This is a genomic window from Stenotrophomonas sp. As-7 (assembly GCF_030291015.1).
GTDB classification, from domain to species: domain Bacteria; phylum Pseudomonadota; class Gammaproteobacteria; order Xanthomonadales; family Xanthomonadaceae; genus Stenotrophomonas; species Stenotrophomonas lactitubi.
Map to the genome: position 1 here is coordinate 2,825,083 of NZ_CP127405.1, position 14,828 is coordinate 2,839,910.

Below are 14,828 nucleotides of genomic sequence, written 5' to 3' on the forward strand. Positions count from 1 at the left end.
GCTCTACCACGGGGCCATCAGATGTCGCTGTGGTGATGAGGCGCCGCCGCCGGCAGCGGATCATGGCCGCCGACGAAATGACGCACCACCGGGGCACGCTCACCGCGGTGCAGCGCGCGCAGCGCCTCCTGGATCGCCTTGTCGTCGGCGGTGATGCGCTCATGCTGGCGCAGGTGCTCCAACCACGACGCCGCCACGAAATATTCCAGATGGATGCCCGGGGTCGCCACATCCTCGACCACGCCCCAGACCACGGCGCCATCGCGTCGACGGATCGTCCCCAGCGTGCGCATCTGCGCCTGGAACGCGGCACGGTCGGCGGCATCGATGCGATATTCGATGGTCACCAGCACCGGCCCGCGATCATTCGACACCGGTACCGACAGCTCCGGCGCTGGCCAGTGGCCGGCCGGGCTCAGGTTCAGATCTTCGGCACCGGCTATGCGCACGCGCCATACCAGCAGGCCGCCGATGACCGCGCCTGCGGCGGCCACCAGCAATGCCAGTTCCGGCGATGTGCGCTGCGCCAGCGCGCCCCAGCTCAGGCCACCGGCCGCCATGCCGGCCGAGAACACCATGATGTACAGGGCAAGCGCCCGTGCTCTCACCCAGGCCGGCACCGCGGTCTGTGCTGCAATCTGCAACGAAGACAGTACGGTGATCCAGGCGAAGCCATTGACCAGCATCACCAGCGGCAACACGTACCAGCTGCGGGTCAGGGCCAGGCCGGCCAGGCTTGCAGCCAGCGACAAGGTGGCCAGCAGCACCAGCAGGTCGCGATCGAGCTTCGCCCGCAGCTTCGGCAGCAGCAGTGCGCCGCCCACCGCACCGACGCCGATGCAGCCCAGCAGCACGCCATACTGCCCTGCCCCACCGTGCATCTGTCCGCGCACCACCACCGGCAACATCGCGTTCATCGCTGCGGCAAAGAAGAAGAAACCAGCCGATTTGATCAGTACTGCCTGCAGCCGCCCGGCACGGCTGGCATAGCGCAGACCTGCCTTCAGGCCAGCACCGAACCCTTCGGGAGGCAGGCTGGACGCCTTCGGATCGCGCTTCCAGCCCCACACCACGAACAGCATTGCCGCAAAGGTGATGGCATTGAACCCGAAGGCCCATACCGCACCCAGCTGGGCCACGATCACGCCGCCGATGGCTGGGCCGATCGAACGGGCGATGTTGATGCCGATGGAATTGAGTGCCACTGCCGAGGCCAGCATCGGCTGCGGCACCAGCTCGGAGACGATCGCCGCCTGCGCCGGCATCGCCATCGCCGCGCCGCAGCCCATGCAGAAGGTCAGCAGCACCAGCAGTTGCGGCGTCAGCAGGTCCATCGCCGTAAGCACCGCCGTCACTGCGGCCACCAGCAGCATCCAGCCCTGGGTGAACAGCAGGTACTTGCGGCGATCGACAATGTCGGCCAGGGTGCCGGCCGCCAGCGCCAGCAGCACGATCGGCACGGTGGTGGCCGACTGCACCAGCGCCACCATCAACGCCGAACCGGTGCGTTCGGCCATCACCCAGGCGGCGGCGACGTCGTTGACCCAGGTACCGATGTTGCTGGCCAGGATCGCCAGCCAGATCGAACGGAACATGCGGATCTTCAGCGGCGACCAAGCGCCATCGGCCTGTGGGGAGTGTTGTGACGCGGATGCGTTCACCATTGCCATGCTCCAACGATTGAGGCGAACAACGTGTCCTGGCCACCGGCCTGCTTCAGTGCAGGACCGGCGTCGACCCAGGCCAGCTGCAGCTGCCATTGCCAGCGGTCATTGACCTGCCAGCGGGTTTCGGATTTGTACTGGGTGCCGATGCGGCGTGCGCCACCGGCACTGCCGGGCAGCGCAGCCAACGGTGCCGGCGTGGTGTAGACCGCATCGGCGCGCCGCTGCTTCCAGGCCAGCTGTACACCCAGCTCGGTGGTCACCGCGTCATGCAGGCGCAGCGCCAGTGTCGGTTGCAGATCCATCAGGTTGGCCGGTGCCAACAGGCTGGCTTCGCTGAAATAGGCGGACTTGGGAAACAGCGCATTGAACGTACCCAGCCGACCATCCTGTGCATCTGCATCGCCGCTGGCGATATCGGCCTTCAGGCCCAGGCGCGGTTGCAGCGGCAGCCCTGCCCAGCGCCAGCCGGTATCGGTGGCCAGGGTCCACGCGCGGACGTCGAGATCGCCGGTCACGGCCCGCAGCTCACCGCCCTGCACCACCAGCTCGGTGTTCCAGTCCAGCGCACCGGACTGGCCGAACCAGCGCGCGCCCAGGGTCTGCCGCCGCTCGGTACCGCTGCCTGCGGCGAAGCGCGCGCCCTCGCGACGATAGTCCAGCAGATAGAGATCCCACTGGCTGCCGCCTGTGCCCTTGGCCGTCGTCGCATACACGCCGATCAGGTGTGCACCGCGCTCACCGCGGTCATCGAACGCACCCGCGCGGTTCTCCACTGGGCGCAGCGCGATCAGGTCCAGCGCGCCCCGCCGGCCCTGCCAACCTACCCGTGCACCATCAAACGCCAAGCGGATGTTCGGCCCATCGCGCACCGACAGCAGGCGCGAGCTGCCATAGCCCGCTTCCTGCCTGCCCAGCTGCACGTGCATGCCAGCGCCAGTCCAGCGCCAGTACGCCTGCTGTACGTCCAACGCACCGCGATCGGTACGCCCTGGACCGCCGGCCTTGCCGCGCTCGGCATGTGCACCCAGCTGCAGCTTCGCCTGCCAGTCATCGCGGGCGAAGGTCGCCGACGCCAGCGCACGCAGCAGGCCGTAGCCATCCTCGCCGCCACCAACGCCGAACCGGGTCGGGTCGTAGTACATGCCACGCAGGCGCAGCGATGCATCCCATTGCCACTGGCCATCGCCAACCACGGTACAGGCGCCACCGTCGCAGGCCAGTGCCAACGACGGCAATGCCAGTGATGCCAGGGTCAGAACGCGAAGCACGAACATCCCATCGCGCCCCAGAACGCGGTCAGGTCATCGGTTGGCGCGGCATGGCGGGCCGCATGTCCGTGCGCACCATGGGTGCTGCAGGCGGCGCCGTGATGGTGATGATGGGCCGCCGCCAAGCCGGTAGCGGCGCCGCCGACGTGGTAGCCACCGAACCGGTTCACCGGCGACCAGTCCGGCATCGCTGGAGGCAGCTGCGGCGCCAATCCGGCGTAGTCGCCGTCGCCATGCACGATGCGGCCACCCACCACGGTCAACAAGCTGGTGATGTCGGCGATCTGCGGCTCATCGACACGGAAGAAGTCCGCCGACAACAGGATGAAGTCGGCCAGCTGGCCCGCCTTCAGCGTGCCCTTCACTGCTTCGTCGCCGGAGAACCAGGCACTGCCCTGCGTCCACAAGCGCAAAGCCTGCTCACGTTCCAGCAGGTTTTCATCACCGTACAGGGCCAGACCACCGACGGTGCGCCCGGTCACCAGCCACGACAGCGCCACCCACGGGTTGTAGCTGGCCACGCGGGTGGCGTCGGTACCGGCGCCGACCGGTACGCCCTCGGCCAGCATCCGCTTCACCGGTGGCGTGTGCCGCGCCGCCTGCACGCCATAGCGCTGCACGAACGCCTCGCCCTGGTAGGCCATGCGGTGCTGCACGGCGATGCCGCCGTTCAATGCACGGATACGCTCGATGTTGCGCGGGGTGATGGTCTCGGCGTGGTCGATGAACCAGTGCAGGCCATCGAACGGCACCTCGCGGTTGACCTGCTCATAGACGTCGAGGATGCGGCTGATGCTTTCGTCGTAGGTCGCGTGGATGCGGAACGGCCAGCGCTTCTCCACCAGCAGCTTGACCACGTCGTGCAGTTCCGGCTCCAGCTCCGGCGGCAGTTCCGGGCGCGGCTCGTTGAACAGTTCGAAATCGGCTGCCGAGAACACCAGCATCTCGCCGGCACCGTTGTGGCGCAGCAGGTCATCGCCCTGGCGCGGCTGCAGCATCTCGCTCCAGCCGCGGAAATCGCTGACCTCGCTGCCCTTGTTCTGGGTGAACAGGTTGTAGGCGATGCGCACGGTCAGCTGCTGGTCGCGGTGCAGCTGCTCGATGACCTGGTAGTCCTCGGGGTAGTTCTGGAAGCCACCGCCGGCGTCGATCACCGAGGTGATGCCCAGGCGGTTCAACTCGCGCATGAAATGGCGGGTGGAATTGGCCTGGTATTCGATGGGCAGCTTCGGCCCCTTGGCCAGGGTCGCATACAGGATCAGCGCGTTCGGCTTGGCCAGCAGCAGGCCGGTCGGGTTGCCCAACGAATCGCGCACGATCTGCCCACCGGGCGGATCTGGCGTTTCCTTGGTATAGCCGCAGGCACGCAGCGCGGCGCGGTTGAGCAGCGCGCGGTCATACAGGTGCAGCAGGAACACCGGCGTATCCGGGGCGATGTCGTTCAGTTCCTGCAGGGTCGGCAGGCGCTTCTCGGTGAACTGGGTGGCGGTGAATCCCCCTACCACGCGCACCCACTGCGGTGCTGGCGTGCGGTCAACCTGCGCCTTCAGCATGGCCATCGCATCGGCCAGCGAGCGCAGGCCGTCCCAGCGCAGCTCCAGGTTGTAGTTCAAGCCGCCGCGGATCAGGTGGGTGTGGCTGTCATTGAGGCCCGGCACCAGGCGCCGTCCCTGCGCATCGATGAGGGTGGCTTCGCTGCCCCAGTCACGCATGATCTGTTCATCGCTGCCGACGGCGACGATGCGCCCCTCCTGCACGGCCAATGCCTGCGCATGCGGTTGCTGCGGATCGAGGGTGGTGATGCGTGCGTTGCGGATGACCAGCGTGCTCATGCGGCGCTCCTTGGAAGGGGATTCGATGGCGACGGCGGTGCCGCCAGCCAAGCCCAGCGCCAGCGCGGCACCGGTGGCCAGTACCACGTTGCGGCGGCCAGGATCGAGAGGGTCGTTGCTCATGCGATGTCTCCAGAAAGAACCAGGCCATCCACCGCCCATGCACCGGGCCCGGCAAGGGCGATGGCCAGCAATGCCAGCGTCCACAACAACGGATACTCGGCACCGCCGCGCATCCAGAACCATCCTTTGGGCAGTGCCAGCAGTGCGGTGAAGGCGATGAACGCGGCAGCCACGAGCGCGGCGATCCGGGCCTGCCAGCCCAGCATCACCGCGGTGCCGGCCACCACCTGCAGCAGCGCAAGAAGCAATGGCAACGGGGCCGCTGCAGGCAGACCGAAGCCACGCAGTTCGCCGGCAAAGCCCGCCAAGCCAGGCCCGTTGAACCAGCCGAACAGTTTCCCCAGCGCGTGCGGCAGCAGGAATCCTCCCGCCGCCACCCGCAGGATCAGCAAGGCCAGGTCGAGGCCATGGCCGTCGCGCACGCTCAGTGCCCGCCTTCCTGGGCGCCGAACATGGTCTTGGCGTACTGGATGCCGACGCCATAGCCGCCCGCATGGTCGCGGGCGATGCCGGTGGTCAGGTCGTAGGTTTCACCGCGCGCCCAGTCGCGCTGCAGTTCCAGCAGGTACTGCACGCTGGTGATCGGCACCGCACCGGCCTGCACCATGCGGGTGATCGCGCGTTCGTGCGCCTCTTCGCTCACATCGCCGCAGGCATCGGTGATCACATAGACCTCGAACCCCTGCTCCAGCGCCGACAGCGTCGGTCCGACGATGCAGACGCTGGTCCACAGCCCGGCCAGCACCAGCCGACGCTTGCCGATACGGTTCACCTCATCGATCACCGGCTGGTCTTCCCAGGTGTTCATCGAGGTGCGATCGAACACCGTCTGGCCCGGGAAGATCGCCGGCAGCTCCGGGAACATCGGGCCGGAGAACGACTTCTCGGCCACCGTGGTCAGCAGCACCGGCACGTTGAAGCCCTTTGCGCCCTTGCTGATCAACGACACGTTGTTGCGCAGTGCGGAGATGTCGATGGTGTGGGTGGCGAACGCCATCTGCGACTGGTAGTCGATCAGGATCAGGGCGTGGTCGGTGGGTGACAGCAGTGCCTTGGCGGGGGTGGCGGTGGCGGTGGCGAGGCTCATGGGTGGACTCCAGTGGAAGAAACAACAAGGGGACGTGCGAGCGCCGCATCGCCGGCCAGATACTGGCCGGGACTGCAGCCGGTCTCGGCGCGGAAGCTGCGGACGAAATGGCTCTGGTCGAAAAAGCCCAGATGCTGGGCCAGGCAGGTCATCGACTGCCCATGGGTCGGCAGCAGCTGCCGCGCGCGTTCAATGCGCCGTCGACGCACGTAACGCAGCGGGCTGGCACCGGTGCCACTGCGGAACAGGCGCACCAGATGGAAACGGCTCACGCAGGCGACCTCGGCCAGTTCGGTGACCCGCAGCGGCTGCGACAGGTGCTCATCGATGTAGCGCAGCGCACGCTGCAGGGCGGCCGACTGCTGGGGCGCCAGCATGGGCGTGGGCTGGGCGGGCGAAAGGACGGTAGCCATGCTCGGGCGCGCAGCGGGGGTGGCCCATGGTGCGGCGCCGCCCGTCGGCGCCCTACCCCCAACGGTCGAGGTCAACACTCACCCGATCGGGGGAGGCGGCCGTCGCAGGCGTCGCCGACCGAACAGCCGCGCGTCCAGCGAATAGGCGCCCGGTCCCAGCAGCAACAAGGCCAAAGGCAGCAGCAGCCATGGCAACGCCGCGCCCTGCCAGTAGAGCCCCGGCACCGCCAGCGCAACCGCCAGCGGCGTCAGCAGGCCGGGCAACAGCAAGCCCGTTGCCGCCAGGCACAGCCACCACGACCCACCTGCAGCGGTACCTGGCAGCAACAGCGCGCTGGCCACGCACATTCTCAGCCACAGCAATCCCAGGCCCGGGCCGCGATCGGGAAACATCACATACAAGCGCTGCATCGCCGGGCTCCATCTTCCATGTCGGCGTGATAGCCGACCCGGCTGCATCACGCCTACCCCATTCGGGTCACCTGCGCCTGCCCCGCACCTGCCAGAATGAGCACCATGCGTGGCCACATCATCCCTCTCCCGCGTCGCCTGCCGGCGCTGCTGTCGTGCCTGCTGTTGTGGATCGCCCTGCCCGTGCTCGCCGCGCAGCATCCGGTGATCAGCGACGGCATGCCCGGCTACCAGCACACCGCGTGGCGGGTGGGCCAAGGGGCGCCCGGCGATATCTGGGACATCGCCCAGGATCGTGAGGGCATGCTGTGGCTGGCGACCGGCTCGGGCCTGTACCGCTTCGACGGTCGCCGTTTCGAGCGCCAGGCGGCACCTGCGGGCGCCCGCTTCCCCTCCACCAACATGGTCACGCTCGGCCTGGACGGCGAGGGCGACGACCTGTGGATCGGCTATTTCCAGGCCGGCATCAGCCAGTTCTCGCCGCAGCGGCTGCGCAGTTTCGGGCGCGCACAGGGCGTGCCGGTGGGCGTGGTGCCGCGCTTCGCGCATGACCGCAATGGACGCCTGTGGGCGGCAGTCAACGGTGGCCTGCGCTGGTTCGACGGGCAACGCTGGCAGGCTCCGTCTGCCGATGAAGGCGTGCCACAACGTCGTGTGCAATGGCTGCTGCAGGACAGCCACGGCACCTTCTGGGTGCTGGCCGACCTGCACATCTGGAAGCGCCCGGCGGGAAAGACCGCATTTGAGAACACCGGCATCGCGGTCTCGCAGATGGCGTCCCTGGTGGAAAGCCCGCAGGGCGAGATCTGGCTGGCCGACCGCATCCGCGGCACCTCACCACTGGCCAACGCGCACGGGCTGCTGCCCCCCAGCGAGCGTGAAGCGCGGCGCATGCCGGACCTGGTCGCCTCGCGGCTGCAGTTCACTGCCGATGGCGCTCTGTGGGCCACGCTGAGCCCGCACGGTGGCGTCGCCCGCGTCACCTTCGAAGGTCAGCGTGCCGTGCGCATCGAGCGCTTCGACACGCCACAGGGCCTCACCGCGACCTCGGCGGTGCCGGTCATCGCTGACCGCGAAGGCAACCTGTGGGTCGGCACCAACCTCGGCCTCAACCGCTTCCGCGCACGCAGCGTGCAGACGCTGGCCGTCGGCCCCAGCGATCCTTACCGCTCGCTGGTACGCGGCAGCGACGGCCGCGTGTACGGCTATGGCGAAGACCTCAAGCTGTTCGACCTGCAGCGCCCGCTGCTGGCCGAAAGCGCAGCGCAGCTGCAGGCCGCCGCGCAGCGGGCGCCGACCCCGGTCTGGCAGTTCGACTGGATCAACCTCGCACGCACGGTGGGCGGCCACACCACGCGCATTCCACTGCCCGCACCGTTCACCGGCCAGCCCCTGCATGCCCTGCTGTTTGCCGACGATGACCAGGCCTGGGTCTGCGCCGGTGAGCAGGCGGTGCTGCAGTACGCGGATGACCGCTGGCGACGCGAGACGCGGCTGCCCGAACAGGCGTGCTCGTCGCTGGCGCGTGCCAGCGACGACGCGCTGCTGCTTGGCTATTCCGACGGCACGCTGCGCCGCCTCGATAACGGATCGATCGCCACGTTCGGCGCGGCACAGGGGCTGTCGGTCGGCCCGATAACCGCGCTGCTGCAGCATGACGATCTACTGCTGGTTGCCGGTGAGGCGGGCCTGGCCGCTTGCCTCGGCAACGGCCGGTTCCTGCCCGTGCGCACCAACACCACCGGCATCCTCGAAGGCATTACCGGCATGGTCGCCGATGGCCAAGGGCGGCTCTGGCTCAACGGCAGCCGCGGCCTGGTGCGGCTTGAAGTCGCTACCCTGCGCAGCGCACTGCGCGACGGCCAGCCAGTCGCCCCGCGCCTGTTCGATGCCGTCGATGGCATGCCCGGCATTGCTCTGCAGAGCGGCCCCATCCCGACCGCCGTGCTGGCCGCCGACGGCCTGCTGTGGCTGGCCACCAACCAGGGCCTGGCGTGGTTGGACACGCTGCAGCCGCACATCAACACCATGGCGCCCGGGGTACGCATCGGCGACGTGCTGTATGGCACCACCCAGACGCCGTTGCAGGAGGGATTGCGCCTGCCGGCCGGCACCTCCCAGCTGCAGATCGACTATGTCGCGCTGTCGCTGGCGCGGCCCGAGCGCAACCGCTACCGCTACCGCCTGTCCGGCGTGGACGACGGCTGGCAGGACGCCGGTGGCAGCACGCGCGCGTACTACACCAATCTGGCACCGGGTCATTACCGCTTCGAGGTGGAAGCCGCCAACGAGGACGGCATCTGGAGCCGCGCGCCAGCGATCCGCAACTTCCGGATCGCACCCACGTTCCTGCAGAGCGTCTGGTTCAAGTTGTTGTGCGTGGTGCTGGTGCTGGCCGTGCTGATGTTGGCCATCCGCATCCGCAGCGGTCAGCTCGCGATGCTGTTCCGCGCCCGCCTGCAGGAGCGCAATGGCGAACGCGAACGCATCGCACGCGACCTGCACGACACCCTGCTGCAGGGCAGCCAAGGGCTCATCCTGCGGCTGCACGCCATCAGCCAGTCCGCGCAGACGCCTGAACCGGTGCGCACCCAGCTGGAGGCGGCGATGCAGTTGGCCGAGCAGAATCTTGCCGAAGGCCGGGAACGGGTCAACGCACTGCGTGACGGACCGTTCGCCGGTCGCGACCTCGCCTCGGCGCTGGCCGATGTGCACGCCGAATACGCCGGCCAAGGCACCAACCCTCTGCGCCTGACCGTGGAAGGCAGCCCCCCGCCCCTGCAGACCGATGCCGCCGAAGAAGTGTTCCTGATCGGACGCGAGGCCATCCGCAACGCGTTGCGGCATGCGCAGGCCAGTGCCATCGAAGTGGAGCTGTCCTACGGCACGCGCTGCTTCCTGCTGCACGTACGCGATGATGGTGTCGGTATTGCCGACGAGAATGCCGGCCGCGGTCACTGGGGCATGCAGGGCATGCGCGAGCGCGCACAGCGGCTGGGCGCGGAACTGCAGCTGTGGACCCGACCGGGCTTGGGCACCGAAGTGGCGCTGTCCGTGCCGGCCCGTCGCCTGTATCACCGCCGTCCATCGCGCTGGCGCTGGCCCTGGAGCAGACCCACCCATGACTGAATCCCTTCCTCCCATCGGCGTGCTGGTGGTCGATGACCATCCCCTGCTGCGCGATGGACTGGCGGCGCTGCTGAGCACGCACGCAGACCTGCGCCTGCTCGGCGAAGCCGCCGATGGCGAAGAGGCGCTGGCCCGCTACCAGCAGCTGCAACCGGATGTGGTGCTGATGGACCTGCAGATGCCACGCATGGACGGCGTGGAAGCGATCGTGCGGATCCGCGCACTTGATCCCCGCGCCCGCATCATCGTGCTGACGACCTACCGCGGTGATGTGCGTGCGGTGCGTGCATTGCAGGCTGGGGCCAGCGCCTATCTGCTGAAGGACACGCTGCGCCACGAACTGGTGGACACCATCCGCACGGTGGCCAGCGGCCGCCGCGCACCGATACCGGCAGAGGTGGCGGCCAGCATCGCCGCGCATGTCGTGGAAGACCGGCTGTCGCCGCGCGAAACCGAAGTACTGCGCCACGTGGCCGGCGGCCTGTCGAACAAGCGCATCGGCGAACGCATGCAGATTTCCGAGCAGACGGTGAAGGCGCACATGAAGAGCCTGATGGACAAGCTGGGCGTCGGCGACCGCACCCACGCGGTCACCCAGGCGCTGCGCCGCGGAATCATCAGCCTGGATGACACCGGTCAGGAGTGAAGGGGGTTCGGCCGGGCTGCGCCCGGCACCCGCCGAATCAACGTCAAAGTCAACGTCAAAAGCGGGCTACCCGTGGCATGGCGAGGTGGGTCCGGTTGCGGGGGACGCCGTAAACCCGTCCTTGGGGGCTTGGCCGCGGCATCCATGCCGCGGACACCCCCGCAACCGGACCCACCCCGCCTTCGACAGATCTCCGCGATCTGCCCGGATGACATGACCTGCTCTTGGTAGGTGTCGACCTTGGTCGACACGTAGATCCACGCCATGCGTGGGTGCTCTTCGTTCAATTGTCGAAATATTAGATTTCGATGGAGATTCATCCAGCATGGGATGGGTCCATCAGACACCAGAAAACTGTCGAAGGTGGGGCGGTGTCGGATTGCGGGGTGTCCGCGCCATGGATGGCGCGGCCAAGCCTACAGGGACGTACTTGCGGCGTCCCCGCAATCCGACACCGCCACGCCCTCCCACGGAATGCACGCACGCTGTTGCTGTTGCTTGCGCAGTGGCCTCTGCAGGTGCAGGGCGCAGCCCTGCCGAACACCCCCTCAACGCAGGCGGATCAGCAGGCTGCCACCAGCACAGATCGTCGCCAGCCACGCCACGCCCTGCCATCCCCACTGCGCCAGCGCCAGGCTGCCCAATGCGCCGCCGCCTGCCATGCCGACGAACATACCGGTGAACAGCAACGCGTTGAGGCGACTGCGTGCCGGCGGCACCAGACCGTAGACCAGGGTCTGGTGCGCCACCAGCGCCGACTGGAAACCGAAATCGAACAGCAACGCGCTGACCACCAGCAACGGCAGCAGCGCGGCGGCCGGCAGCCATGACTCGGCCAGCAACAGGGCGAAGCCTGCCAGCGCGACGGCGATCGCCAACCGCGCTACCGCAGGGCTGCCCAAGCGATCGGCGAAGCGGCCAGCAACGGGCGCAGCCAACGCACCGGCAGCACCGGCAATACCGAACGCACCCGCGGCGGCGCTGCCCAGACCCAGGCGTGCGTGCAGCATCAGCGCCAGCGTCGACCAGAACGCACTGAAGCCCACCGCCAGCAGCGACTGGCTGGCGACGGCGCGACGCAACTGCGGCTGCTCGCGCCAGAGCGCCAGCAACGAGCCCAACAGCGCGGGGTAGCGCAGCGTGCTGGTCGCGGCGAAGTGCGGCAGTGCCCGTGCCATCACCGCGCCCATCGCCAGCACCGAGAGCGCCGCCAGGCCGAACTGCACGCGCCAGCCCCAGGCTTCGGCCACCACGCCGCTGACCACGCGCGACAGCAGGATGCCCAGCAGCAGGCCGGTCATTACCCTGCCCACCACCTGCCCACGCTGCGCATCCGGCGCCAGCACCGCAGCGGCCGGCACGATGTCCTGCGCCAGCGTGGCCATCAGCCCCACCAACAGGCTGGCAACAAGCAGCCCAGGCAACTGGCCGGCCAAGGCCGCCGCCCCCAGCGCCAACGCCAGCAGCACCGACTTCAGCAGGATCAGGTTGCGCCGGTCGAAGCGGTCGCCCAGCGGAGCCAGCAGCAGGATGCCCAGCGCATAGCCCAGCTGGGTCAGGGTCGGCACCAGGCCCACGGCGCGCTCGCCGGCCCCCAGATCCTGGGCGATCAGGCCCAGCATCGGCTGGCTGTAGTAGAGCGAGGCCACCGAGAAGCCCGCGCCAGCGGCCATGGCCAGCACCAATGATGGGGCGGGCGCAGCGCTGGGCGCAGCGGTGATGGTTGAGAGCGAGGGAGTGGACATGGGGGCATCCGGGAGAGAAGTGAGGCGTAGAGTGCCTATATTCGCTACACGTCTGTAGTAGGCTCACTTACATACTTGTCATACGTTACGCGCATGAACGACCTTGCCTTGGGTGGCGACCGCCTGGACCTGCTGCGCACTTTCCTGCGTATCGTGGACAGCGGCAGCCTTTCTGCTGCTGCCCTGCAACTGGGTACCACCCAGCCCACCGTCAGCCGTCGGCTGCAAGCCCTGGAGCGGCAACTGGGTCTGCGCCTGCTGCAACGGTCCACCCACGGCCTGCTGCTGACCGAGGACGGCCAGCGCTGCCAACGCCATGCGCAGCGGGTGGTGGACGAATGGGAAGCGCTGCAGGCCGAGCTGCACGGCCAGGCCCAGATGCTCAGCGGTCGCCTGCGGGTGATGGTGCCGCACGCATTCGGCCAGGCGCAGCTGCTGCCGACCATGCTCGATTTCCTGGCCCAGCATCCACAGTTGAGCCTGGAGTGGATCCTTGAGGACCGCCGCCCGGACTTCATCGCCGAAGGCATCGACTGCGCGGTGCGGGTCGGCACGGTCGACGAACCGCGCATGGTCGCCCTGCCGCTGGCCGAAGTACCGCGCATCGTGGTGGCCGCACCCTCGCTGGCCGACGCGGGTTCGATCACCACGCCCGAACAGGCGCAGGCATTGCCGTGGATCTCGCTGGTCACCTACTACCGCGAACGTCTGTTGCTGCACGATGCGCAAGGCCGCGCACACACGCTGTCGATCACGCCACGCCTGCTCAGCGACAACCTGTTCGTGGTGCAACAGGCCGCACGTGCTGGATTGGGCGCGGCGGTGGTTTCGGCCTGGCTGGTGGCCGACGACCTGGCCGAAGGGCGATTGGTACAGCTGCTGCCGGACTGGCAGGCACCGCCGCTGCCGGTGCATCTGGTGTTCCCTGCCGCACGACAGCAACCCCTGCGCCTGCGCGCCTTCATCGACGCGATGAAAGCCGCGCTGCCGCAACTGCATGGCATGCGGCCGGCGCCACGCTAGGCGCTGCCGGCCAGATCAACCCGGGCGTGGTTCTACTTCGCCGCGGCATTCCAGCCAGCGACCTTGGCCTTGGTGTCGGCCAGCAGCTTGTCCAGCGCCGCGCGATCGTACACATCGCCGCGCAGGATCACACTGTCGATCTTTTCGGTCGCGGCGATGTCCTGCAGCGGATTGGCCGTCAGCAGCACCAGATCGGCCGCCTTGCCCGTGGCGACACCGCCATAGCGCTGCATCTGGCCAAACCAGGCCGGGCCGGAGCGGGTCGCGGCCGACAGCGCCTGCGGTGCGCTCAGGCCCTCCTTCACGAACAGCTGCATCTCTTGGTGCAGGCCGATACCCGGGTAGTTGAACGAGTTGAGGAAGCCCGCATCGGTGCCGGCAATGATCCTCACCCCCGCTTCCTGCAGCAGCGGCAGCACTGCGGCCACCTGGTGGTACTGCGCATGGCGCGCCTCGATCTGCGCCGGCGTCGCCTTGGCCGCGCGCTCCACGCGCCAGGCGTACGTCGCACGCAGGCCCGGGCCGATGTACGCCAGATACGGATCGTTGGCGTGGTCGTCCTGGTCGAGGAAGTCGAGGATGCGGCCGCCGTTGAGCGTCGGCGTCACGAATACGCCGCGCTTGGCGAAATCACGATAGGCGTGCAGCGCGGTTTCGCGATCGAAGCTGGCGTCGAGGCGGTGGTTGGCTTCAGCGCGGTCGATGCGCCCAGCGCCAAAATCGGCGGCAATCTGCGCTTCATCCTTGCTGCCCGCCTTGAAGGCATAGTCCAGATGTTCGATCGAGGCCAGGCCTGCATCCACTGCCTGTTCCACCGTCAACGCCATCGGAATATGGCCTGAGGCCTTGAACCCCGCCTTGCGCGCGGCACTGGCCGAGTACAGGAACAGTTCCGGGGTCAGCGTGCTGTCGGTGATCTTCGCGAAATCGACCTTGTCGTGCTGCAGGCGTTCGATCGCCTTGTCCGCGTCGGCCTTGCTGCCCACCTCGATCGTGCCCTTCCAGACCGGCTTGATGCCTTCGATCTTCGCACCCGACGTCAGCAGGCGCGGACCGAACAGCGTGCCGTTGGCGATTTCGCCGCGCCACTGCAGTACCTGCTGCGGCAGATCGCCGGAGCAGTCACGGATCGTGGTGATGCCATGGGCGATGTACAGCGGCAGCAGCGCCTTGTTCTCTTCCACCAGCGCCGGGCCGCCGCCGAAATGCACGTGCATGTCCCACAGGCCGGGAATCAGGTACTTGCCCTTGGCATCGATCTGGCGGCTGCTGCTCCACTGGCTGCGTACCTGCGCATCGGGGCCGACCGCGACGATGTCCTCGCCACGGATGACCACGCTCTGCCCGGGCACACTGCGCGCGTGCTCGACATCGACCACCGTGGCGTTGCGGATCAGCAGATCGGCGCGTTCGGCGGCAAACGCCGACAGTGGTGCAACCGCAAGAAGGACGGCAAGGGACAACGGATGGGAACGGAACATGGA

At 68.0% G+C, this 14,828-nt stretch carries 12 protein-coding genes; 3 read left to right on the forward strand and 9 right to left on the reverse strand.

All coding sequences use genetic code 11. The annotated features are described in order from the left end of the window. Window positions 1-17: 17 nt before the first annotated feature. The 7 genes from QP457_RS12970 to QP457_RS13000 form a co-directional block, all read right to left on the reverse strand. Window positions 18-1,664 carry an MFS transporter gene (locus QP457_RS12970; RefSeq protein WP_205404398.1) on the reverse strand — a complete coding sequence of 549 codons (1,647 nt, stop codon included), beginning with the start codon at window positions 1,662-1,664 and terminating at the stop codon, window positions 18-20. After that, window positions 1,658-2,941: an alginate export family protein gene (locus tag QP457_RS12975; protein WP_205404399.1), complete on the reverse strand. Its 1,284-nt coding sequence runs from the start codon at window positions 2,939-2,941 to the stop codon at window positions 1,658-1,660. The genes QP457_RS12970 and QP457_RS12975 overlap by 7 nt, the downstream gene beginning before the upstream one ends. Further along, window positions 2,920-4,767 carry an amidohydrolase gene (locus QP457_RS12980; RefSeq protein WP_180167470.1) on the reverse strand — a complete coding sequence of 616 codons (1,848 nt, stop codon included), beginning with the start codon at window positions 4,765-4,767 and terminating at the stop codon, window positions 2,920-2,922. The genes QP457_RS12975 and QP457_RS12980 overlap by 22 nt, the downstream gene beginning before the upstream one ends. Window positions 4,768-4,886: 119 nt before the next feature. Then, window positions 4,887-5,312: a DoxX family membrane protein gene (locus QP457_RS12985; RefSeq protein WP_180167332.1), complete on the reverse strand. Its 426-nt coding sequence runs from the start codon at window positions 5,310-5,312 to the stop codon at window positions 4,887-4,889. A 2-nt stretch (window positions 5,313-5,314) separates the two neighbouring features. After that, window positions 5,315-5,977 (reverse strand): hydrolase, encoded by a 663-nt coding sequence (locus QP457_RS12990; RefSeq protein ID WP_205404400.1) that lies wholly within the window; start codon window positions 5,975-5,977, stop codon window positions 5,315-5,317. After that, a complete protein-coding gene (locus tag QP457_RS12995) occupies window positions 5,974-6,354 on the reverse strand; it encodes an AraC family transcriptional regulator (protein WP_240196406.1) in 381 nt (126 codons plus the stop codon). The genes QP457_RS12990 and QP457_RS12995 overlap by 4 nt, the downstream gene beginning before the upstream one ends. Window positions 6,355-6,468: 114 nt before the next feature. Then, the gene (locus QP457_RS13000; protein ID WP_205404401.1) at window positions 6,469-6,801 is read right to left on the reverse strand and encodes a hypothetical protein; all 333 of its coding nucleotides are present in this window, start codon (window positions 6,799-6,801) and stop codon (window positions 6,469-6,471) included. A gap of 96 nt (window positions 6,802-6,897) precedes the next feature. On the opposite strand from QP457_RS13000, the gene QP457_RS13005 reads away from it, so the two are divergent. Then, on the forward strand, window positions 6,898-9,930 hold the full coding sequence (locus QP457_RS13005; protein ID WP_205404402.1) for a sensor histidine kinase: 3,033 nt from the start codon (window positions 6,898-6,900) through the stop codon (window positions 9,928-9,930). Beyond that, a complete protein-coding gene (locus tag QP457_RS13010) occupies window positions 9,923-10,576 on the forward strand; it encodes a response regulator transcription factor (RefSeq protein WP_180167336.1) in 654 nt (217 codons plus the stop codon). The genes QP457_RS13005 and QP457_RS13010 overlap by 8 nt, the downstream gene beginning before the upstream one ends. Before the next feature lie 548 nt (window positions 10,577-11,124). Here the strand turns inward: QP457_RS13010 and QP457_RS13015 are convergent. Further along, entirely contained in the window at window positions 11,125-12,321 is a 1,197-nt protein-coding gene (locus QP457_RS13015) for an MFS transporter (RefSeq protein ID WP_205404475.1), read from the reverse strand. A 93-nt stretch (window positions 12,322-12,414) separates the two neighbouring features. Here QP457_RS13015 and QP457_RS13020 point away from each other — a divergent pair, with 93 nt between their 5' ends. Then, on the forward strand, window positions 12,415-13,344 hold the full coding sequence (locus QP457_RS13020; protein WP_100552775.1) for a LysR family transcriptional regulator: 930 nt from the start codon (window positions 12,415-12,417) through the stop codon (window positions 13,342-13,344). A 32-nt stretch (window positions 13,345-13,376) separates the two neighbouring features. Here QP457_RS13020 and QP457_RS13025 read toward each other — a convergent pair whose 3' ends face one another. Continuing rightward, on the reverse strand, window positions 13,377-14,825 hold the full coding sequence (locus tag QP457_RS13025; protein ID WP_205404474.1) for an amidohydrolase family protein: 1,449 nt from the start codon (window positions 14,823-14,825) through the stop codon (window positions 13,377-13,379). Window positions 14,826-14,828 lie beyond the last annotated feature (3 nt).

Excerpts from the sequence above, each read along its gene's own strand:
- QP457_RS12970 (WP_205404398.1), bottom strand. The coding sequence starts at position 1,664 with ATGGTGAACGCATCCGCGTCACAACACTCCCCACAGGCCGATGGCGCT.
- QP457_RS12975 (WP_205404399.1), bottom strand. The coding sequence starts at position 2,941 with ATGTTCGTGCTTCGCGTTCTGACCCTGGCATCACTGGCATTGCCGTCG.
- QP457_RS12980 (WP_180167470.1), bottom strand. The coding sequence starts at position 4,767 with ATGAGCACGCTGGTCATCCGCAACGCACGCATCACCACCCTCGATCCG.
- QP457_RS12990 (WP_205404400.1), bottom strand. The coding sequence starts at position 5,977 with ATGAGCCTCGCCACCGCCACCGCCACCCCCGCCAAGGCACTGCTGTCA.
- QP457_RS12995 (WP_240196406.1), bottom strand. The coding sequence starts at position 6,354 with ATGCTGGCGCCCCAGCAGTCGGCCGCCCTGCAGCGTGCGCTGCGCTAC.
- QP457_RS13000 (WP_205404401.1), bottom strand. The coding sequence starts at position 6,801 with ATGCAGCGCTTGTATGTGATGTTTCCCGATCGCGGCCCGGGCCTGGGA.
- QP457_RS13005 (WP_205404402.1), top strand. The coding sequence starts at position 6,898 with ATGAGCACCATGCGTGGCCACATCATCCCTCTCCCGCGTCGCCTGCCG.
- QP457_RS13010 (WP_180167336.1), top strand. The coding sequence starts at position 9,923 with ATGACTGAATCCCTTCCTCCCATCGGCGTGCTGGTGGTCGATGACCAT.
- QP457_RS13015 (WP_205404475.1), bottom strand. The coding sequence starts at position 12,321 with ATGTCCACTCCCTCGCTCTCAACCATCACCGCTGCGCCCAGCGCTGCG.
- QP457_RS13020 (WP_100552775.1), top strand. The coding sequence starts at position 12,415 with ATGAACGACCTTGCCTTGGGTGGCGACCGCCTGGACCTGCTGCGCACT.
- QP457_RS13025 (WP_205404474.1), bottom strand. The coding sequence starts at position 14,825 with ATGTTCCGTTCCCATCCGTTGTCCCTTGCCGTCCTTCTTGCGGTTGCA.